The 20,768-nt window shown below is 73.4% G+C and carries 15 protein-coding genes; all 15 read right to left on the minus strand.

Annotated elements, in window-relative coordinates; all coding sequences use genetic code 11:
• Position 1 precedes the first annotated feature (1 nt).
• Positions 2 to 1,255: a DUF4910 domain-containing protein gene (locus ACGF5U_RS25300; RefSeq protein WP_392713726.1), complete on the minus strand. Its 1,254-nt coding sequence runs from the start codon at positions 1,253 to 1,255 to the stop codon at positions 2 to 4.
• 77 nt (positions 1,256 to 1,332) lie between these two features.
• Complete coding sequence (locus ACGF5U_RS25305; RefSeq protein ID WP_392713445.1) at positions 1,333 to 2,367, minus strand: NAD-dependent epimerase/dehydratase family protein; 1,035 nt, start codon at positions 2,365 to 2,367, stop codon at positions 1,333 to 1,335.
• Between the two features lie 6 nt (positions 2,368 to 2,373).
• On the minus strand, positions 2,374 to 3,021 hold the full coding sequence (locus tag ACGF5U_RS25310) for a PIG-L deacetylase family protein (RefSeq protein ID WP_392713447.1): 648 nt from the start codon (positions 3,019 to 3,021) through the stop codon (positions 2,374 to 2,376).
• Positions 3,018 to 3,845 carry a glucose-1-phosphate cytidylyltransferase gene (locus tag ACGF5U_RS25315; RefSeq protein WP_392713448.1) on the minus strand — a complete coding sequence of 276 codons (828 nt, stop codon included), beginning with the start codon at positions 3,843 to 3,845 and terminating at the stop codon, positions 3,018 to 3,020. Before ACGF5U_RS25315 ends, ACGF5U_RS25310 begins: the two co-directional genes overlap by 4 nt.
• Positions 3,842 to 5,161, minus strand: coding sequence for a class I SAM-dependent methyltransferase (locus ACGF5U_RS25320; RefSeq protein ID WP_392713449.1), 1,320 nt, complete (start codon positions 5,159 to 5,161; stop codon positions 3,842 to 3,844). Before ACGF5U_RS25320 ends, ACGF5U_RS25315 begins: the two co-directional genes overlap by 4 nt.
• A complete protein-coding gene (locus tag ACGF5U_RS25325) occupies positions 5,158 to 6,369 on the minus strand; it encodes a glycosyltransferase (protein WP_392713728.1) in 1,212 nt (403 codons plus the stop codon). Before ACGF5U_RS25325 ends, ACGF5U_RS25320 begins: the two co-directional genes overlap by 4 nt.
• Before the next feature lie 2 nt (positions 6,370 to 6,371).
• Complete coding sequence (locus ACGF5U_RS25330; RefSeq protein WP_392713451.1) at positions 6,372 to 7,622, minus strand: O-antigen ligase domain-containing protein; 1,251 nt, start codon at positions 7,620 to 7,622, stop codon at positions 6,372 to 6,374.
• A 1-nt stretch (position 7,623) separates the two neighbouring features.
• Entirely contained in the window at positions 7,624 to 9,144 is a 1,521-nt protein-coding gene (locus ACGF5U_RS25335) for a right-handed parallel beta-helix repeat-containing protein (RefSeq protein WP_392713453.1), read from the minus strand.
• A gap of 9 nt (positions 9,145 to 9,153) precedes the next feature.
• Positions 9,154 to 11,115 carry an alginate lyase family protein gene (locus ACGF5U_RS25340; RefSeq protein ID WP_392713455.1) on the minus strand — a complete coding sequence of 654 codons (1,962 nt, stop codon included), beginning with the start codon at positions 11,113 to 11,115 and terminating at the stop codon, positions 9,154 to 9,156.
• Entirely contained in the window at positions 11,112 to 13,295 is a 2,184-nt protein-coding gene (locus ACGF5U_RS25345) for a bi-domain-containing oxidoreductase (protein ID WP_392713457.1), read from the minus strand. Before ACGF5U_RS25345 ends, ACGF5U_RS25340 begins: the two co-directional genes overlap by 4 nt.
• 19 nt (positions 13,296 to 13,314) lie before the next feature.
• Positions 13,315 to 15,237: an asparagine synthase (glutamine-hydrolyzing) gene (gene asnB, locus ACGF5U_RS25350; protein WP_392713459.1), complete on the minus strand. Its 1,923-nt coding sequence runs from the start codon at positions 15,235 to 15,237 to the stop codon at positions 13,315 to 13,317.
• 3 nt (positions 15,238 to 15,240) lie between these two features.
• A complete protein-coding gene (locus ACGF5U_RS25355; RefSeq protein ID WP_392713460.1) occupies positions 15,241 to 16,770 on the minus strand; it encodes a Wzz/FepE/Etk N-terminal domain-containing protein in 1,530 nt (509 codons plus the stop codon).
• Positions 16,767 to 18,164, minus strand: coding sequence for a Wzz/FepE/Etk N-terminal domain-containing protein (locus ACGF5U_RS25360; protein ID WP_392713462.1), 1,398 nt, complete (start codon positions 18,162 to 18,164; stop codon positions 16,767 to 16,769). Before ACGF5U_RS25360 ends, ACGF5U_RS25355 begins: the two co-directional genes overlap by 4 nt.
• The gene (locus ACGF5U_RS25365) at positions 18,161 to 19,441 is read right to left on the minus strand and encodes a glycosyltransferase family 4 protein (protein WP_392713464.1); all 1,281 of its coding nucleotides are present in this window, start codon (positions 19,439 to 19,441) and stop codon (positions 18,161 to 18,163) included. The genes ACGF5U_RS25360 and ACGF5U_RS25365 overlap by 4 nt, the downstream gene beginning before the upstream one ends.
• The gene (locus ACGF5U_RS25370; protein WP_392713466.1) at positions 19,431 to 20,756 is read right to left on the minus strand and encodes a nucleotide sugar dehydrogenase; all 1,326 of its coding nucleotides are present in this window, start codon (positions 20,754 to 20,756) and stop codon (positions 19,431 to 19,433) included. Before ACGF5U_RS25370 ends, ACGF5U_RS25365 begins: the two co-directional genes overlap by 11 nt.
• Between the last annotated feature and the right edge of the window lie 12 nt (positions 20,757 to 20,768).

Consider the following 20,768-nt stretch of genomic DNA (forward strand, 5'->3'; position numbering starts at 1 on the left):
GTCACGCCTTGATCAGCCCGGCGCCGCGCAGGGCGTCGGCCGCGGCGGCGACGGTGTCGAACGGCAGCCCCGACCGCTCGGCGACGTCCAGCAGACTGTGCTCGCCGTCGGAGAGGTTCAGCACCCAGAGCATGGCCATCTGGGCCTGCTTCGCGTCGCTGCGGCCGCCGAGCGAGTCGTACAACCCGCGTCTGCCGAGCTGTGGTTCGCCGTAGGGGCTGAGGTTGACGTACCGCCGGTTGCGGTCGAGGACGGCGAACGCCTCACGGCAGACGGCGAGCGTGTCCGCCATCGCCGCCGGGGAGACGAGGTCCAGGTCGTCCGCCGAGGTGTGGTACTCGGGGTACCCCGCGTACGGGGTCCGGGTGAGCGAGCCCACGCCGAGGTCGAACCCGGGCGAGCAGAACTGCCGCTCGTCGTAGCCGTACGGAGTGAACTCGGTGACGCGGTGCGGGCGTTCCGAGGCGGCCAGCACGTGCCGCATCACCCGGTCGATCTCCGCGTCGCCGCGCCTGCTCCGCTTGTACGTCAGGCTGCCAGGGTCGCCCGCGCAGGCCAGCACCAGGCCGTGCTTGACCCGGTCGATCCGCTCCGCGTTGCGGGCCAGCCAGGTGATCGCCCCGATGGTGCCGGGCGCGAAGACGAACCGGTAGGTGTAGTACGGCGTCCGCTCCGCGAGCGCCCTGGCCAGGAACGTCGCCACCGCGATACCGGCCAGGTTGTCGTTGGCCAGCGACGGGTGGCAGACGTGGCAGGAGACGATCACCTCGTCGGCGACCTGCCCGGGGACCAGGTGCTCGGCGTAGGTGAGGTGGCCATCGGCGAGTGTGGAGTCGACGCGCACCTCGTAGTCGCCGTCCGGCAGCGCGTCGAGGGTCTCCTGGGCCAGGCAGAACCCCCATCGCGGCTGGTAGTAGCTGGTGCGGTACGGGATCCAGCCCGGGTGGTCCGGCAGGGTGTGCAGATGCGCGCGCAGTTCGGCCAGCGGCATGGTCCGCGCCACCGGCACGCTGTAGCCGAGCACGTGCAGGCTGGACGCGGCGAAGTCGACGACCCGGTTGCCCGCGCTGTCGGCGATGTACGCGTCCCGGATGTTCCACTCCTGCGGCACCGTCCAGTCGAGCACCTGGGTCCCCGTCGGCACCTCGTGCACCCGCAGCGGGACGTACTCGCCGACGATCTCCAGGGTGGCGCGCACACCGTCGCCTGTGATCGACCGGCACAGCGGGTACAACCGCTCCACCAGCGCGTACATCTCCTCGCCGGGGCCGGGGCCGGGGCCGGGGCCGGGGCCGGGGCCGGGGGCGGTCACCGGCCGCTCGCCGGGCGCGGTCACCGGCGCCACCGCAGGGTGGCGTCGACGGTGCCGGCGTCGGACGCGGCGCGCAGCACGGCGAGACGGGTGTAGCGCCGGTCGAAGTCCTCCCGGGTCAGCCCGTGTTCCCGGTAGGCGTCGGCGAGTTCGAGCGCGCCCCGCTTCACCGTCCACTCGCAGTCGAAACCGGGCACCGCTGCCCGGAACCGGGAGAAGTCCACCCGGTACGACCGCGGATCGGCACCGGTCTCGCCGGTGATCACCACCTTCGCGCCGGACACCGCCTCGGCGACCTGTCCGGCGATCTCGGCGACCGTGACGTTGTTGGTCTCGCTGCCGATGTTGAACGCCCGGTCGTGCACCGCCTCCCGTGGCGCCGTCAGCGCGGCCGCGAAGGCCCGCGCGATGTCGGCGGCGTGCACCAGCGGGCGCCACGGGGTGCCGTCGGAGAGCACGAGCACCTCGCCGGACAGGAGCGCGTGACCCACCAGGTTGTTCAGCACGATGTCGGCGCGCAGCCTGGGGGAGTAGCCGAACGCGGTGGCGTTGCGCATGAACACCGGGCTGAAGTCGCCGTCGGCCAGCGCGTGCAGGTCGTCCTCCACCCGTACCTTGGACTCCGCGTACGGAGTCACCGGGCGCAGCGGGGCGTCCTCGGCCACCAGGTTCGCCGGGTCGGGGTCGCCGGCGGCGCCGTAGACCGAGCAGGTCGACGCGTACAGGAAGCGCCGCACTCCGGCGTCGCGGGCCAGCCGGGCCAGCCGTACCGACGCGTGGTGGTTGATGTCGTACGTGAGCTCAGGCGCCAGTGACCCCAGCGGGTCGTTGGACAGCGCGGCCAGGTGGATCACGGCGTCCACCCCGGCCACCTGCTCGGCCGTGACGTCCCGCAGGTCGACCCGGTGCCCCGGCGGGTCCGCGGGCGGCGGGCCGAGGACGCAGTCGGCGAACAGGCCGGAGTCGAGGCCGACGACCTCGTGCCCGGCGGCCGCGAGGACCGGGGCCATCACGGTGCCCAGGTAGCCCTGGTGTCCGGTCAGCAGTACGCGCAAGGTGGTTCAACCCCCCAGGTTGAGAGTGAGTTTGGTGACGGCGTACGCCTCGGCGTAGCGCGCGTGGCATTCGATGCCGCGGATCCGGGCGAGCCCCAGGAAGGCCTCCCGGTCGTACCAGGGCCGGTGCCGCTGCGAGGGGTAGTGCTCCTGCAGCAGCCGCACCTTCTCCTCGGCGAGCTCCGGCGCCAGCGGCTGGTACGCCACCGGACGGCCGAGATCGCCGTCCCATTTGACGATCTCGTAGCCGAGCACGAGGTGGTCGCGGAACGCGGTGGACACCAGCTTCGCCAGACCTCGGTGGTCCTGGTGCGCGTCCTCGGTGCGCGGCGCCAGCACGAGATCCGGCTCGGTCCGCCCGCGCAGCTCCTCCACCGCGGCCTTGGCCTCGTCCCAGTGCGCGGGCATCCGCCCGTCCGGCAGCTTGAGCACGGTCAGCCGCAGGTCGGCGCCCGGGCAGAAGGCGGCGAGCGCGGCCCGCTCCTCCCGCTCCCGCTCGCCGCCACCGCCGGAGAGCACCAGCGCGTCGACGCGGACACCCGGCCGCGTGAGGCACAGCGTCAGCAGCGTGCCGCCCGCGCCGATGGCGATGTCGTCGCAGTGCGCGCCCACCGCGACGAGCCGGTCAAGGCGCCCGGCCCCGAGCCGGATCACGCCCTCGCTCCGGCGCCGTCCCTGCCGCCGGTCGCGCCCGCCCCCGCGCCGTCCCGTTCCCATACGGCCCACGGGCGGTCGCCCCGGGTGTAGGCGGCGTCGAGCGCGGCCCGCTCCTTCACCGTGTCGGTCGGCTTCCAGAAGCCGCGGTGCTGGTACGCGGCCAGCCGGCCGCGCTTGGCCAGTTCGGCGCATCCGTCGGCGACCAGGTCCCCGTTCTCCGGGATGTGGTCGAAGACCTCCTGGCGGAGCACGAAGTAGCCGCCGTTCTCCCACAGCGGCAGTTCGCTCACCGGGGTGATGCCCCCCACCAGGCCGTCCTCGCCCAGGTCCACGCAGTGGAACGACGACTGCGGCGGCACCACCATCATCGACGCACCGGCGTCGCGCCGGGCGAACCGGTCGATCATCTCCGGCAGCGGGGCGTCGGTGAGCACGTCGGCGTAGTTGGCGAGGAACATCTCGTCGCCGTCCAGGTGGTGCCGCACCCGGCGCAGCCGCTCGCCGATCGGTGACTCGATGCCGGTCTGCGCGAACGTGATCGTCCAGTCGGCGATGTCGGTGGACAGCAACTCGGTCCGCCCGCCCCGCAGCACGAAGTCGTTGGACGTCGTCTCCTCGTAGGTGAGGAAGAAGTCCTTGATGTGATGGGCCCCGTACCCGAGGCACAGGATGAACTCGGTGTGGCCGAAGTACGCGTAGTAGCGCATGACGTGCCAGATCAGCGGCCGTGGGCCGACCATCGCCATCGGCTTGGGCATGTCGTCGGCGGATCCGTTGCGCATGCGCAGCCCGTAACCGCCGCAGAACAGTACGACCTTCATGGTGTGACCTTTCGCGACGCGACCTCGACAACGCTCAGTTCCGGGATGGGGAAGACCAGCCGGCCGCCCCAGTCGCCGATGAAGGACAGTTGCTCGACCAGCTCGGCCCGCAGGTTCCACGGCAGGACGAGGACGTAGTCCGGCCTGTCGGCGCTGATCCGCTCGGGCGGCAGGATCGGGACGCGGGTGCCGGGGGTGAACCTGCCGTGCTTGTACGGGTTGCGGTCGACCGTGTACGGGAGCAGGTCGGGCCGGATGCCGCAGTGGTTGAGCAGGGTGTTGCCCTTGCCCGGGGCGCCGTAGCCGACGACCGTCTCGCCGCGCTCGGCCGCCTCGATCAGGAACCTCAGCAGGTCCCGGCGCACCTTGGCCACCCGGGCGGAGAACTGCGTGTACCCGGAGAGCTCCTGGAGCCCGGCGGCCTTCTCCCGGTCCAGTACGTCGGCCACCCTGCTTCGGGCTCTCGGCTCCTCACCCGAGCCCTTCGAGCGCGGAGGAGCCCCCGGAGCGGGGGTGAGCCCGTCGGCCGGCTCGCCGGCGGCCTCGGTCGGCCGGGCCCACAGCCGGACGGAGCCGCCGTGCGTGGGCAGGAGTTCGACGTCCACGAGCGCGAGTCCACCGCTCGCGAGGGCTCGGGCCGCGGAGGCGACCGTGTAGTACTGGAAGTGCTCGTGGTAGATCGTGTCGTACTGGTTCTGCTCGATCAGCGTCAGCAGGTGCTGCACCTCGATGGAGACCCAGCCGTCGTCGGCGACCAGGGCGCGCAGCCCCTGGGTGAACCCGACCACGTCGGGGATGTGCGCGTACACGTTGTTGGCCACGACCAGGTCCGCCGGGCCGTGCTCGTCGCGCACGGCGGCGCCGGTGTCCGGGGTCAGGAACTCCGTGAGCGTGGGCACACCCGCGTCCCGCGCGGCGGCGCCGACGTTCACCGACGGCTCGATGCCCAGGCAGCGGATCCCCCGGTCCACCACGTGCCGCAGCAGGTACCCGTCGTTGCTCGCGACCTCGACCACGAAGGCGTCGGCACCGAGAGCGAGCCGCTCCACGGCGCCGGCGACGAACGTGCGCGCGTGCTCCACCCAGGAGGTCGAGTACGAGGAGAAGTACGCGTACTCCTTGAACGTCTCCTCCGGCGTGATCAGCGGAGGGATCTGTGCGAGCCAGCAGTCGGTGCAGACCCGCAGGTGCAACGGGTACGCGGGCTCCGGCTGGTCCAGTCGGTCCGCCGCGAGAAAGCTCTCACACGGCGGGGTCGCCCCGAGGTCGACGACGCTCGCGAGCGCCGCCGAGCCGCAGAGTCGGCATCGTGTCATCTACTGCCCCCCATCGATTCCGTCCGACCCGCGATCGCGGTGCGGTATCCGTCCACCAGGCGCTCAAGACCGACCGCCGGGCTGAAACCCTGCTCGTAACGGCGCCGGGCCGCCTGCCCCATCTCCCGGTTGCGGTCCGGCCCGGCCGTGATCCGGCGTATGCCGGAGGCGAGCGAGGCGGGCTCGCCCGGCCGGTGCAGCAACCCGGTCACCCCGTCGTCGACGAGTTCGACGAAGGCGCCGTGACCGGCGGCGACGGCCGGGACCCCCGCCGCCATCGCCTCCACGACCACCAGACCGAACGCCTCCAGCCACGTCGAGGGAGCCACCACGGCGACGGACCGCGCGATGGCCCGCCGGCACTGATCCGGGTCGTACAGGCCGACGTACCGCACGTCGTCCCGGCCTGCGGCCCAGGCGGTCACCTCCGGCTCCAGCGGCCCCGCGCCCGCGATCACGAGCGGCACGCCCACACCGCCGTGCGCGGCGACCTCGTCCCACGCGGCCATGAGCAGCCGCACCCCCTTGGCCTCCGCGAGCCGGCCCAGATAGAGCAGATGCTCACCCGCGCCCACCCGGCCGGAGCCCGGATCGGGCACGAAGTTGTGCTTCACCGCTAGCCGCCCGGCCGGCATGCCCGCCCCCACCAGGACGTCGCGCTGCGCCGCCGAGATGCAGAAGAACCGCTCCACGCCGGACCACCACCGCCGCCGGTTGACCGACAGGCCGACCGCCAGCGGCACCGTCGCGAGGCGGGAGTTCCGGTAGCAGCCGTGCCGGACGGCGGGCAGCGGCACCGCGGCCCCGACGCACTCGGCGCACGGCCGGCCGTCCCGCTGCAGCGTGCCCGGCGGGCAGACCTGCGTGTAGTTGTGCAGCGTGGCGACGGCGGGCACCCCGGCGTCGGCGCAGGCGGCCAGCACCGCCGGCGACAGCAGCGGGAAGACGTTGTGGACGTGCACCACGTCCGGCCGCTCGGCCCGGAGCCGGGCCGCGAGCTCCTTGCGGACCCCCGGGTTCCACGGCACGAGCAGCGGTACCGCGGCCTTGCCGAGGAGGGACCGGGCGGCGATGTCGTCACTGCGCCGCTCGAACACCTCGACCCGGTGGCCGGCCCCGCGCAGCAGCGCCACCTCCTGGTCGACGACCTTGTTCTCGCCGCTCGGCTGCGCCGACGCGTACCGGTTGTGCACCACGAGGACGCGCATGGTCAAGGAACCTCCGTTCTCCGGGCCCCTCGCGGGACGTGTCGTCGGGGGACTTCGGGCGGCGGCGGGGGAGCGGCGGCGGCAGGTGCCGCCAGCAGCGAGGCGGCCACGGCCAGGTGCAGCAGGTACGGCGAGGCGTCGCCGAGCCCGGCCTCGGTGTACGAGGCGATCACGCAGTAGCCGATCAGGAAGATCGCGCAGGCCCTCGCCGGCGAAGGCGGCCGCAGCAGCGCGACACCGCCCGACACGATGATGATCGCCGCCACGAGCGCGACACCGGTCACACCCTGCTCGTGGTAGACGGCCAGCCAGCTGTTGTCGATCGGCAGCCCGCCGAACGACTTGTCGCCGAGGCCCGCGCCGAACAGGTACTCCGATGTCGTACGGGGCGCGGCCAGCAGGGCGTCCCAGACCTTCGCCCGCCCGGTGAGGCTGGTGAAGTTCTCCTGGCTCTGTCCGCGCAGGAACCACGCCTGCAGCGCGGAGCCGAGCCCCACCGCGGCGACGGCGGCGCACAGCACCGCCCAGGCGAAGAACCGGCGGGCGGCGGCGCTGGTCGGGACGAGCGAGCCGATCGCCGCCGCCAGCCCGATGAGCAGGCCGAGCGTGGCCGTCCGGGTATGGGTCAGCGCGAGCAGGACGAGCGCCGGCACGATGACCACGGCCGCGCTGCCCCTGTCGGTCCTGCCGCCCAGGACGAGCAGCACGGTCAGCCCGATGACCACCGCCGCGTACTGTCCGATCTGCGGTGGGGTGAGCGGCCACAACGCGCCGACGAGCCGCCCGCCGTAGAGCTCGGGCATGGCGGCGCCCGGCGAGACGACCGCACCGACCGCCACCGACGCGAGTACCGCGAAGTACATCCGGATGTGATGCCGGACGAACGTCAGGCCGCCGTCCCACCAGCGGCTGAGCAGCCACAGCGTGGCGACGAAGAGAGCCAGCCGGGCACAGCGGAACAGCGCGCCGAACCCGGACTCCAGGTGCACGCTGGAGATGACGCTCGGCACCAGCAGCAGGGTGAGCAGGAGCAGGAAGGAGCCGGCCCGGATGCGCGGCCGGAGGTTGACGGCGAGCGCCAGCGCGAACGCGGCGACCAGCGCGCCCATGGTGACCATCTGGATGAGGGAGCGGGGGAGCGGGACGAGGGTCTTCGCCCCGGTCGAGCCGAGCGTGTTGAGGACCAGCAGCCCCCAGACCGTCCCGACGATCTTCGGCGTGTGGTCCGTCCTCCACGTGTGGTCGGGGGCCATCTCAACCACCGTCCCGCGCGCGCAGGACACTGCCCTCGTCCTGCTGGTACGGCGTGCCCTGCCACTGCCCGAAGTCGAGTATCCGGCTCGGGTCGTGGGCGACGAACGTCCACGCGCCGAGGTAGACGTTGTCGTGCCAGCGGTTGTGCTGCTCGCGGGTGATCGCCTCGGCCACCCGCTCGCCCTGGTACGGCGACCAGGCCGGATACGTGCCGTAGTTGGCCAGCACCGCCATGCGGTCGCACTTCACCGTGCAGTCGACGACGGACTTGTCCAGCACGAAGCGGTTGCCGTGGATGTCCACCCGCTGGGTCTTCCACCGGCAGTCCGCGTAGAGGGGTGCGGTGGCGATCGCCGGTGGTGCGCAGCGGTCGGTGTCCTTCACCAGCAACGTGCAGACGCCGGACGAGGTGTTGGCCGGGCTGTTGCAGAACCGGTCGGCGTTCTCCCACAGGGTTATCCCGGACCAGTTGTTCTCCAGCACGTTCCGGTAGATCTCGATCTTGTCCGTGCGGGCCCGGATCCGTGGCTCGCCACCGGACTCGGACACGTAGACCGTCGCGAACGGGAAGCTGTCGCCCCGGTCGGCGTACCTGCGGCCCTCGACCCAGTTGTTCCGCCGGATCGTGTTCTCCCGGATGACCGCGTTGTAGCTGGTCTCGTAGATCAGCGCGGCACCGTCGTTGGCGTCGAGCACGTTGCCCTCGATACGGAAGTCGTTGTTGTTGGTGTCCGCCCACAACCCGGCTCCCCGGTTGTCGTGCACCCAGTTGCCGCGTACGTCGGCGCCGTCGACGGCCCAGAACTTGACGCCGCCGGTGCAGCCGCAGCCCGGCCGCCGCCGCTCCCAGTCGTCCCTGTTGTTGCCCGTGATCTCGTTGCCCTCGACCACCAGGCCGCTGATGCGGCCGGTGGCCTTGTACGCGTTCATGCCGTACTGGCCGTTGCCGCGCAGACAGCTGGCGCGGACCCGCTGGCGGGCACCGGCCATCAGCCCGGCGCCGGAGTTGTACTGGATCGTCGCGTGCTCGATCAGCCACCCGTCGGCCGAGTCGTGGTTGACCACGCCCTCGTCGTGCGGCGCGACGAACCCCTGCACGGTCAGGTGGCGGATGACGACGTCGCGGGCGGAGCCGCCGAACGCGTACTGGTTGGTCCTCCGGCCGTCGAGCACCGCGCCCGGCGCGCCGAGATAGCTGTTCCCCTCCTTGGGGATGACCTGGGCGTAGCGGTCGGGCTCCAGCCTGTGCCTGCCCGGCCGCAGCCAGAACGTGGTGTTCGGCGGGCTCTTCCTGGTCTTCGCGGCCAGGTCACCGGCGACCGCGGGGTCGACCGTCACCGCCCCCTCCGGCGCCCGCACCGGCCCGGTAGCGGGCCTGGCACACACCCGGGCCACGGGCGCGCCCGGCGCGGCGCTCGGCTCCGGCCGCGCGCCCGGCGCGCCCTCGCAGCCGGTCGCCGCCAGCAGGGCCAGCGCCGGCGGTGCCGCCGCCCACGCCCAGTGCCGCCTCTTGACCCCCACGCGCCCTCCCTAGCCGTGGAACCGGAGGACGGTGGTGAACCCCTCCGCCGCATCGCTGAAGCCGGTGCCGACCAGGGTGGTGGCGGGTTCCCTGCGCCCGAATCCGGGGGAGTACCAGCCCAGCGGCGGATCGGTCTCGCCGCGATGCGCCCGCCAGCTCAGCCTGCCGGGCAGGTCGAGCACCGCGGAGCGCTCGTCGCCGTCCCGGGTCCAGGTGAGCACGGCCCGGTTCCCCACCAGGTCGGCGGCGATCGCCGGTCCGAGGTGGAACACCAGCCGCACGGCCCGGCGCGGGCCGCGTACCTCGTCGACCACCCTCAGCTCCCGGCTCGCGGGAGTCAGCTCCACCCGGCGGCGGTGCACGGAGGGCCGGTAGCCGTCGTGTTCGGCGCACCAGCGGGCCACACCGTCATCGGACGTGTCCGCGAACAGGACGCGGCTGCGGGCATGCCGGGTCCAGAGGAACGGGCCGCCGGAGACGGACTGGTCACCGCCGTCCAGGCACAGGGTGTTGTGGCCGAGGGTCGACCTGAAGTACCGCCGCCACTCGGGCTGCCCGTGGTAGCAGTACGTCCCCGGGTCGGCGAGCACGTCGACCCCGTCGTGCCGGACCTCCACGGACAGCGCGTCCGCGTGGGCGTGCGCGGCGATCGACAGGAACCCGTGCGGACCTCCGTCGCAGCGGCACCAGATCGCCCCCGGCCCCTCGGGACCGCGCAGGATCGTCATGCCCGCGTCGGTGAAACGAGCCGGTCGGCGTGGAGGGCGGGCCGCGGACGGTTCGCCGGGCCTGATGAGCGCGGCCAGCAGCGGGGTGCGCACATCGGTGCCGGCGACCGCCGGCCACCAGGCGAGCCGGCCGAACACGGCGTCCCCGGTCGCCAGCAGCGAGGCCCAGCGGTCGGTGCCCGCGCCGTCCAGGACCAGACCGTGCCCGTCGTCCGCGTCGCCCTGGCGCGGCGGCCGCAACCGGCCGTCCACGACGGCCGCGAGCGCGTCGGTCATCCGCAGCAGCACCAGCCGGACCGACGCGGGGACCGGCAGGCCCGCCGCGTCCGCCTCGGCCACCGCGGCCAGGCCGAGCTCCAGCACCAGGCCGTGGTACTCGGTGGCCAGCTCGCGGTTGAGGCCGGAGGCGAAGGTGTTGGCGCGCAGATGCCGCTCCAGCGACCGCAGCGCGTCGGCTCGCCAGCGCGCCGACGACGGGAACCACCCGAACGCGCAGCCCGCCGCCAACTGCCCGGCGGCCTCCGCGACGACGTGGTTGTTCGCCGACGACCCCCGGCTGGGGAAGGCGGCCAGCCAGCGCTGGTGGTGCCAGATCTGGTGCACCGCCACCGGGTTGTCCTCGAACAGCCCGGCCGCGCCCGGCCAGCCGTCGAGCAGCCGGCGGACCCACACCCAGGACAGCAGCCGGATCCCCAGCTCGATGCCGCTCGTCCAGTGCACCCCGCGCAGCGGCGCGTTGGCCGCCCACCACGACCGCAGGTGACCGGCCACGCGCTCGGCGTACCGCTCGTCCCCGGTGACCGCGTAGGCGGCGGCGAGCACCGTCAGGTACTGATGCCGGGACAGCTCCCAGATCTGCTTGATGTCCCCGACCGCGTCCTCGTTCCGGTACGGCACGTCGAAGGCGTAGCCCCACGGAGCCCGGCGCCCGGTCTTCGGGTCGTACCACCAGTCCGGGTCGGCCAGGTCGTCGCGGACCACCCCGAAGTACTCGGCGTGCCCGGCCATCAGCCGGTCCGCCTCGGCGACGAGACGTTTCGCGGCGTCCGGTGGCACCGTGGCGATCGTCCCCTCGGGCAGGGTCGCGGTGAACCGGGCGCCGGTCACGCGCGGGCAGTCCGGCCGCGCCGACCGCCACCGCTGCCTGCGTATCGCGTCACCCACCCGGCCGCCGACCTCCCGCGGCCCCATCCGGGACAGCCGGCGCAGGTACCAGCCCGCGCTCCCCGCGCCCACCGTCATCGCGCCCCCGCCAGGGCCACCGGCGCACCGCCCGCCAGGCCGGTCCGCACGGCGAGGGTGGCCGCCGTGGTGGCGACCAGCGACTCCAGCGGTACCGGCATCGGCCCGCCGGTCCGCACGGCCTTGACGAACGCGGCCAGCTCGGCGTTCTGGCCCTTGTCCCGGGCCTTCGGCAGCCGTGAACTGACCCACCGTCCGCGGTCGTACACCGAGGCGCGGACGAAGTCGTCGAGCCGCAGCGCGCGGCCGTCGGCGACCAGGTCCAGCGTCTCCTTGGGGAAGCCGGCCGGGCCGGTGGTGACGTAGCTGATGGTCGCGGTCGACCCGTCCGGGTAGCGCAGGACGACCTGGAGGTCCTCGTCGCCGGACGTGCCGACCGCGTACACCGACACCGGGTCGGCCTCCAGCAGCCAGCTCGCCGTGTCGATGAAGTGCCCGCCCTCGCCCGCGAACCGCGAGCCCTCGGTGCTCTGTCGCAGGTACCAGCTGCCGTGGTCGAGGCGGCCCGCGTTGACCAGGTAGCGCAGGCTGGCCGGGCCGGTCCTGGCGCCGAACCGCCGCCGGGCCTCCCGCAGCAGCGGCGCGAACCTGCGGTTGAAGCCCACCTGGAGCCGGTCGTTGCCGGACTCCTCCACGGCGGCGAGCACGTCGGCCAGTTCACCTTCGGTGAGGGCCAGGGGCTTCTCCACGAACACGGCCTTGCCCGCGAGCAGCGCCCGCCGGGTCAGCTCGGCGTGCGAGCTGTGCCGGGTGACCACGAACACCGCGTCGATGGACGGGTCGCCGAGCACGGCGTCGAGGTCGGTGGTCGCCTCGGCGAAGCCGAACCTCCGCCGCGCGTTGGCCGCGGACAGCGCCGTCGTGGTGACGACCGCCGACAGCTCGACGCCTTCGCGGCGGGCGAGGTGCGGCAGCAGCATCGAGCTCGCGTAGTTCCCCGCGCCGACGAACGCCAGGCGCACCGGCGACCCGGCGGCCCGGACAGGGGCGGACGCGGCGCCGCCGGGCCGCCTCACCGCGGGCACGGCCACTTCCGGGGCCGCCACATCCGCCGGGTGGCCGGCGTACCGGAACAGCACGGCCACGGCCTTCAGACCGCCGTCCTGCAGGCTCCGGTACGTCTCGACGGCGTCATCGAAGTCGGCGACGTGGGAGATCAGGGGCTCCACGTCGACGCTGCCACGGGCGAGCAGATCGAGGAAGCACGCCAGGTTGCGGCGCTCGGTCCAGCGCACGTAGCCGATCGGGTAGTCCCGGCCCTGCAGTTCGTACTCCGGGTCGTAGCGCCCGGGGCCGTAACTGCGGGAGAACCGTACGTCGAGCTCCTTCTCGTAGTACGCGTTCCACGGCAGGTCCAGGCGGCACTTGCCGATGTCGACGACCCGGCCCCGGTCCCGGCAGAGCCGGGCGGCCAGCTCGACGGGCTGGTTGCTGCCGCCGCCCGCTGCCAGGTACACCTGGTCCACGCCGTGACCGCCGGTGAGTTCGGCGACGGCGTTCTCCACGGCCGGCGATGCGGGATCGCCGCAGGCCGCCGCGCCCAGACGCTCGGCGAGCCCGCAGCGCGCCGGGTCGGGATCGGCCCCGACGACGCGGACTCCCGACGCGGCGAGCAGCTGCACCACCAGCTGCCCGATCAGCCCGAGGCCGATGACCAGTGCCACCTCGCCGAGCCGTGACCCGCCCTGGCGGACGCCCTGCAGCGCGATCGATCCGACGGTGCCGAAGGCCGCGTGCCGTGGCGCGAGCCCGTCCGGCACCGGGGTGTAGAGGTTCTTCGGCACCCAGTTCAGCTCGGCGTGCAGCGCGTGCTCGTTGCCGGCGCAGGCCACGAGGTCGCCGACCTTCACATCGTCGATCCCGGCGCCGACCTGCTCGACCACCCCGCACAGCGAGTACCCCAGCGGCGTGTAGGAGTCCAGCTTGCCCATCACCTTGCGGTAGGTGGCGGGCACCCCGTTGGTGGCCGCGCTCCGCATGACCTTGGCCACCTGGTCCGGGCGTGAGCGGGCCTTGCCGAGCATCGACATGCCGGCCTCGGACACCTTCATCAGCTCGGTCCCGGTGGATATCAGCGAGTAGGCGCTGCGGACCAGCACCCCGCCCGGCTCGCACCCCGGCACCGGCACGTCGAGCACCGCCAGCTCGCCGCTCTTGTAGTTCTGCACAACCTGTTTCACCCGAACTCCTCTGAGATTCCTAAGCCGTTGCCCGAGTGCTCTGGCCGGACCCCGAGGTCGCGTCGCGATACCAGTACTCGAGGGTCAGCACATGCCACAGATGCTTGGAGTAGTCGTGCCGCCCCGCTGCGTCCTCGGCGACCATCCGCGCCAGCGCGTCGCGGCGCAGGAACCCGGAGCGGACGAGCTCGCCGTCCTCGACCACCTCGCGTACCAGCGGTGCCAGATCCCGGCTCATCCAGGCCCGCAGCGGGGCGCTGAACAGGCCCTTGGGGCGGTACACGATCTCCCGGGGCAGGATCGAGGCGGCCGCCTCCTTCAGGACGGCCTTGCCCTGCCGTCCGACGATCTTGCGATCGCCGGGCACGGCGAACGCCGCCCTGACCACCTCGACGTCCACGTACGGCACCCGCACCTCGGTCGACGCGGCCATGCTGGAGCGGTCCGTGTACGCGAGGTTCAGGCCCGGCAGGAACATCCGGGCGTCGCCCAGGCACATGCGGTTGACGAAGTCGTCGAGCTCGTTGTCCCGGTAGACGTCCGCGTGCTCGGTCAGCACGTCGTCGACGGTCCCTGCCAGGTCCGGATCGACCAGGGCGAGCAGCTCACCCCGGTCGTACATGGTGTAGCTGCGCCGGAACGCGGTCTCCTCCGGCAGCTCGGCGAAGGACAGGAACCGCTTCGCGAAGCGCACCGACCGGTACCCCCGGCGGGCCGTGGCGACCGGCAGCCGGTCCACGGCCCTGGACACCCCGCGCCGCAGGGGCCGAGGAACGCGCTGGTAGCGCAGCGCGAGCAGGTTCGCCAGGTGCTTGCGGTACCCGGCGAACAGCTCGTCGGCGCCCATCCCCGAGAGCATCACCTTGACCCCGGCCTCCCGGGCCGCCGAGCAGATCAGGAACGTGTTGATCGCGGCGGGGTCGCCGATCGGCTCGTCCAGGTGGTACGTCATCCTCGGCAGCAGGTCGAGCACGTCCGGGGCGATCTCGATCTCCCGCAGGTCGACGCCGAACCGCTCGGCCACCTGCCGGGCATAGCGCAGGTCGTCCGGCATCGCCTCGAACCTGGCGTCCTCGGCGCGGAACCCGATCGTGTACGCGGAGATCCCGGGCCGGTCGCGGGCCGCCAGCGCGGTCAGATAGCTGGAGTCGAGCCCGCCGGAGAGGAAGGTCGCCACGGGTACGTCGGAGAGCAGGTGGCGCCGGGTCGACTCCTCGACGACGGCGGCCAGGTCCGGCTGTCCGCTCTCCCGGGCCTCGGCCGCGACATCCCGGAGGTTCCAGTACCGGCCGCGCTCCACCCGGCCGTCGGGCCGGCACCTCAGCCAGCTCCCCGGCGGCAGCTTCTCCGCCTCGCGGAACGCGCACCGTGAGTCAGGCACCCAGTAGTACAGCAGCGAGGCCACCAGCGCCGCGTGGTCCACCTCCAGCGTCCCGCCGGTCGCGGCGGCGAGCGCCTTGAGCTCGGAGGCGAACACCAGACCCTCGCCGCGCCGCAACAGGAACAGCGGCTTGATGCCCAACTGGTCGCGGACGAGGACCAGTTCGCCGGTCCGCTCGTCGAAGACCGCGAACGCGAACATGCCGCGCAGCCGGGGCAGGCAGTCGGTGCCCCAGCGCCGCCACGCCTCCAGGAGCACCTCGGTGTCGGAGGTGCCGCGGAAGCGCACCCCGGCCGCCGCCAGTTCGGTACGCAGCTCGGGCGCGTTGTACAACTCCCCGTTGTACGTCAGGACGAGGCCGTCCGATGCCATCGGCTGGGCGCCGGTCTCGGACAGGTCGACGACGGCCAGCCGGCGGTGCCCGAGGTGCACTTCGCCGTCTCCGACCGGGTGGCCGTACCGGCCGGCCCCGTCCGGGCCCCGGTGGGCGAGGGTCTCGGTGAGCCGGTCGGTCACCAGCTTCCCGTCCGGCCACCGGTACGTACCCGCGATGCCACACATGTGCTACCGCACCTCCTGGTCGTTGTCCGGGACCCGTGCGGCCCACATCGGCAACCGCTCCGTCCGCGGCCGGTCCGCGCCGTTCCGCCGGGCCGTCCCCTCGCTCCGGCCGCGCGGCGCGGGGTGCGGCCCGTTCCACAGCGTGCCGTCGGTCCGGTCACGCGGATCGGGGTCGATCAGCACCACCCCGATCACCGCGACGCCCCGGTCCGCGAGTTGCCGCGCCACGGTGTGCAGCCACGCGGCGGCGCCGTGCCCGGCACGCACGACGAGCACGGTCCGGGCGCCGAGGTACGGGAGGTCGGTCCACGCCGTGCCGGGCGCCACCGAGCCGACGCCGAGCCGGCGCTCCTGACGCGGCACGTCCCCGGCACGCTCACCGCTGACCACGGTCGGGTCTCCCGGCTTCGGGCGGCGGCCCGCGAGCCGCGCGCCGGGCAGGCCGTCGACGACGACCACCGGCCCCTCGGGCGCCAGCGCCGCGGCGAGGTCCAGGGCGATCAGGCCCGTGTCCCGCGCACAGCCCAGTTCCAGCAGCGAGACCGGTTCCGCCGAGCCGCGCACGGCGCGGGCGAGGGTCGCGGCGAGCCGGGTCCGTGCCGCCCGGGTCCGGCGGCGCCGCCACGGCCTGTCCGGCCTCAGGGACGCGCGGCGCAGCTCCGCGACGACCGAGGCGCCCAGGTGCGCCGCGATGTCCCGGCGCAGCACGGGGCGGTCCGCCACCACCGTGCCGACCGCGGCCACCGCGAGCCCGATGACGAGCCCGAGTACGAGGCCGATCGCGGCGTTCTTGGCGGCGGCCCCGGGCAGGGAGCGCCGCACCGGGCGCGGGGCGTCCACGATCTGTGTCCCGGCGACGAGCCGGGGCGTGCCGATGCGTGCCGTCGCGGCGCGCTGGTCGAAATCGGCGATCCGCGAGGTGAGTTCGGCCCGGCGGGCGAAGAGCGACTCCAGGTTCGCCGCCGCCTTCGGCCCGCTCTCCGTCGATCCGTCCTCGATCGCCGTGCCGACCTGGGCGAGTTCCTCCCGCATACGGTCGCGCTGGTCGAGCAGGCTCTGGGCCTCGGCGTTCGCGGCTTCCCGTATCCGCCGCACATGGTCCGCGACGAACGCGTCGGCCAGCGCCCCGGCGCGGGACACCGCTTCCGCGTCGCTGTCACCCGTCGCGGTGATCTGCAGCAGGTTGTTGGTGAGGCCGACGCCCTCGTAGTCCCGCATGAAGTCCTGCGGTTCCTCCGGGGACCCGAGGGACCGCAGGGCCTCGCCGGCGATCCGCGTGGTGTGCAGCAGAGCGGCGTCGGTGCGGATCAGCGTTCCGGGGTCGTTCGGCTGGTCCTCCTGATGCGCGACCAGCACCTTGGTCACCGCGGTCGGCGGCTGCGGCAGCAGGACGGCCACCGCCGCGCCCGCGAGCAGCCCGACGAGCGCCACCGAGCACCAGAGGCGGCGTCGCCTGCGCACCGCCACCACCAGCGCCTGAAGATCGATGAGGGGAGCGGCGGCCGACGGCTCCGGCGTCGTACCCGTCGTCACCCCGGACCTCCCGTCGCGGTGTCGCCCACCGCGAGCGCCGGTGCGGCGGCGTCCCGGGGCAGGCCGGCCGACCGCGCCGGACGGGCCAGGACCGGGTCGGCGACGACGAAGCCGACGACCTCGTGCCGGGCGTCCGCACACGCCCCGGCGATGCCGGCGAGCTCCTCCCACGTCCAGGTGCCCGCGCTGAGCACGACCAGGGCACCGGACTCGTCGTCGCGGTCCGGCACCATCGGCCGGTCCACCGCGACCGTCACCACCCGCGGCACGGGGGATCCCCCGCTCGCGGAACCCGGGGAAGGACCGTCCCCGGCCTCGGCGGCGAGCAGCCCCGCGGCCCGGCGGGCGATCCCGTCGCCGTCCGGGACGACGACCAGCAGCCCCCCGGGGGCCGGCAGCAGGTCCCGGAGGCGGGCGCACACCCGCCGGTAGCGGATCCGCCTGCCCGCCTCGTCGCCGGACGGCTGCGGCGTCGGCAGGTCCCACCGGGTGTCGACGCCGACGAGCCGACGGAGCCGGTCCCGTGGCCCCCCGCCGTCCGGCGGGCGCCCGCGCCGCTCGTCCGGCACGTCGACGGTGCCGAGCGGCGCCGAGCCCAGCGCCGCGGCGATCTCCGGTTCGGTGCGCGGTCGGCGACTCATCCGTGCGGCGGTGAGATGGCCGACGACCGCGACCAGGAGGAACAGCAGCGCCCCGCCGCCGACGAGCTGCGTCCTCGTCGGCGCTGTCTCGCCGGCCGGCCGGGGCGCGGGCCCCATGACGACCATGTTGGCCTTGGAGGCGGCCGGGTCGGCCTCGTCCAGCTTGTTGACGGCCTCGTGCAGCGCGGTACGCAGCTTCGCGAGCTCGGTGCGGGTCTGCACGCTCTCCACGGTCCGCCCCGGATCCGCCGCGTCGGCCAGCTCGGTGATGCGGCGGCTGGTCCGCACCACCAGCTCACGCAGAGCCTCGGGCCGCGCCGCCGCTTCGGGATCGGTGGTGTCGCCCGCGATCCGCGCGGCGAAGGTGACGAACTGCCGGGCCACCTGGTCGGAGAGCTGCTGTGCGCGCTCCGGGGTGTCGGCCGTGCCCGAGATCGTGATGATGTTCCCGTCGGCGGCCTCGGCGCTCACCCGGTCCCGCAGCTCGCGGTCGCCGATCCCGGCCCAGCCGAGCGCGGCGGCCGCGCGGTCGAGCACCACCGAACTGGTCGCGATCTCCGCCTGGGTCAGCAGCTCGCGCTCCTCCCACGCCCCCGGCAGCAGTACCGACGCCGATGTCGTGTAGCGCGGCGGGAACAGCACGGAGACGCCGTAGCCGACGAGCGCGCCCACCACGGCGAGGATGGTGAGGAACCGTCGGCGCCGACGGATAATCCGCCCGATCGTGACCAGGCGTATCGTGTCGTCGCTCAACGGCGCGGCCTCTTCCCCGCCCGGCCCCGGGCGCCCGCCGGCACCGGAGCGCGGTCACGGCGGGCGGCGGCGTAGGCGGCGAGCAGCGCGGCCTGCGAGTTCCGCCAGGAGAGCGGCCCGCTGATCCGCTCCCGGCCGATCTCGCCCATCCGGGCCCGCCTCTCCGGATCGTCGAGCAGCAGGGCGATGAGCCGCGCGAACTCGGCCTCGTCGTCGGCGGGCGCGTAGAGGGCGGCGTCACCGGCGGAGACGCGCGCCTCCTTCAGGTCGAACGAGACGATCGGCCGGCCCATCACCATGTACTCCAGGACCTTGTTCATGGTCGACACGTCGTTGAGCGGGTTGCGCGGGTCGGGGGAGAGGCACACGTCCGCGGTGGACAGGTAGCGGACCAGGTCGGCGTCCGGGACGCGCCCGGTGAACCGCACCTGATCCGAGAGCCCGAGCCGCCGGGACAGCTCCACCATCGCGTCGAAGGTGTCGCCGCCGCCGACGAACACCGCGTGCCAGTCGGTCCGCCCGAAGTCGTCACGCAGCCTCGCGAGGGCCCGCAAGGCGTAGTCGACGCCGTCCTGCGGGCCCATCACCCCGAGGTAGCACAGCAGATGGGGCTTGCCCCGCTTCAGCTCAGGCTCGGGCGGTACGGGGTGGAACCGGTCGATGTCGGGCGCGCTGCGCACCACGAAGACGTCCGCCGGCCGTCGGCCGCCACGGCGCACCGCGACGTCCCGGTAGCTCTCGTTCGTGGCGAGGACGACGTCCGCGGCCCGGTACGTCCGCCGTTCCAGCGCGCACACGGCGCGGTAGAGCAGGTCCTCGCCGCGCCCGAACCGGGAGAGGTACAGCTCGGGTACCAGGTCGTGCTGGTCGAACACGAACCGCGCGCCGCGCCGCTTCAGCCACAGCGCGGGCAGGAACAGCAGGTCGGGCGGGTTGCAGGCGTGGACCACGTCGACCGGGCCGACCTTCCGGGCCAGCCGCACCGTATGCCACAACGCCGACCCGTACTCCCGCAGGTAGCCGGCCGGACCGCCGGTGGCCGCGCGCAACGGGTAGCGGTGGATGCGCACCCCGTCGATCTCCGCCTCCGGCTCGGTGTCCCGCTTCTCCCCCCGGGGACAGATGACGTGCACCTCCCAGCCGGCGTCGCGCAGCGTCGTGCACTCCTGCCACACCCGCCGGTCGAACGGCACCGACAGGTTCTCCACCAGGATCAGCGCCCGCCCGCCCCGCGGGTCGCCGCCGGCCGCTTCACGCGACGTCGTGTCACCAGGCAAGGCCCACGTACCCCGGTTCGGTCCGGCGCGCCTCGGCGTCGGGAAGGCGGACGAGGTCGACGATCAGCGGCCCTTCGCCATGCGGCAGGGCCGCGAGCACGGCCGGATCCCTGGTTCCGACGAGGCACACCTCGGCGTGGCCGAGCACCTCGTCGACGGAGTCCGCGAGCAGCTGCGCGAGGTGCGGCAGCCGGGACTCGATGTACTCGCGGTTCGCGCCGATCAGCCGGGAGAGGCTCACGTTGGCGTCATGGATCCGCAGGTCGTACCCCTTGCCGAAGAGCCTCTCCGCGAGTTCGACCAGCGGGCTCTCGCGGAGGTCGTCGGTGCCGGGTTTGAAGGACAGCCCGAACAGGCCCACCCGGCGCTTGCCGGTGCGTTCGACCAGCTCCACCGCGCGCTGCAGATGGTCGGAGTTGGAGGGCAGCACATGGGCGAGGATGGGCACCGAGACATCGGCCCGCCGTGCCGCGTGGACCAGGCTGCGCAGGTCCTTGGGCAGGCAGGAGCCGCCGAAGGCGAAGCCGGGCCGCAGGTAGGCGGGGCTGATGTTGAGCTTGCGGTCGGCCAGGAACACGTCCATCACCTGGTGCGAGTCCACCCCGAGCGCCTGGCACACCGCGCCCAGCTCGTTCGCGAAGCCGATCTTGAGGCCGTGGAAGGCGTTGTCCGCGTACTTGACGGCCTCCGCCGTCGGGACCGGCACCCGGAACACCTCGCCGGGCAGGCCGTCGTACAGCGCCGCCACCACGTCGCCGCTCGCCGTGTCGAACTCCCCGATGACGGTCTTGGGCGGGTCGAAGAAGTCCCGCACGCTCGTGCCCTCGCGCAGGAACTCCGGGTTGACCGCGACCCCGATGTCCACCCCTGCCGTGCCGCCGACGTACTTCTCCAGGATCGGCACCAGCAGGTTCAGGCAGGTGCCGGGGAGCATGGTGCTGCGGAACACGACGGTGTGCCGGCCCCCCTGCCCGGCCCCCTCGGCGAGCGCGGCACCGATCTGCTCGGTGACCCGCTCCAGGTACGTGGTGCACAGGCTGCCGTTGGCCTCCGACGGCGTGCCCACGCAGACCAGCGACACCTCACTGCCCTCGATCGCCTCGCGGACGTCGCCGGTGGCGCGTAACGCCCCGCTGCGCACGACATCGGCGATGAGCTCGCCGATCCGCTCCTCGACCACCGGGGCTCTGCCCTCGTTGACCAGGTCGACCTTCACCGGGTTCACGTCCACCCCGATGACCTCGTGCCCCATGCTGGCCAGGCACGCGGCCGACACACAGCCCACGTAGCCGAGACCGAAAACGCTGACTCTCATGACCCGTTCCTC

Origin of the sequence: Streptomyces sp. NPDC047886, from assembly GCF_043204435.1 — a bacterium.
GTDB lineage: Bacteria > Actinomycetota > Actinomycetes > Streptomycetales > Streptomycetaceae > Streptomyces.

Coding starts and splice junctions, on each gene's coding strand:
- ACGF5U_RS25300 (WP_392713726.1), bottom strand. CDS start 1,255: ATGTACGCGCTGGTGGAGCGGTTGTACCCGCTGTGCCGGTCGATCACA.
- ACGF5U_RS25315 (WP_392713448.1), bottom strand. CDS start 3,845: ATGAAGGTCGTACTGTTCTGCGGCGGTTACGGGCTGCGCATGCGCAAC.
- ACGF5U_RS25320 (WP_392713449.1), bottom strand. CDS start 5,161: ATGACACGATGCCGACTCTGCGGCTCGGCGGCGCTCGCGAGCGTCGTC.
- ACGF5U_RS25325 (WP_392713728.1), bottom strand. CDS start 6,369: ATGCGCGTCCTCGTGGTGCACAACCGGTACGCGTCGGCGCAGCCGAGC.
- ACGF5U_RS25330 (WP_392713451.1), bottom strand. CDS start 7,622: ATGGCCCCCGACCACACGTGGAGGACGGACCACACGCCGAAGATCGTC.
- ACGF5U_RS25340 (WP_392713455.1), bottom strand. CDS start 11,115: ATGACGGTGGGCGCGGGGAGCGCGGGCTGGTACCTGCGCCGGCTGTCC.
- asnB (WP_392713459.1), bottom strand. CDS start 15,237: ATGTGTGGCATCGCGGGTACGTACCGGTGGCCGGACGGGAAGCTGGTG.
- ACGF5U_RS25370 (WP_392713466.1), bottom strand. CDS start 20,756: ATGAGAGTCAGCGTTTTCGGTCTCGGCTACGTGGGCTGTGTGTCGGCC.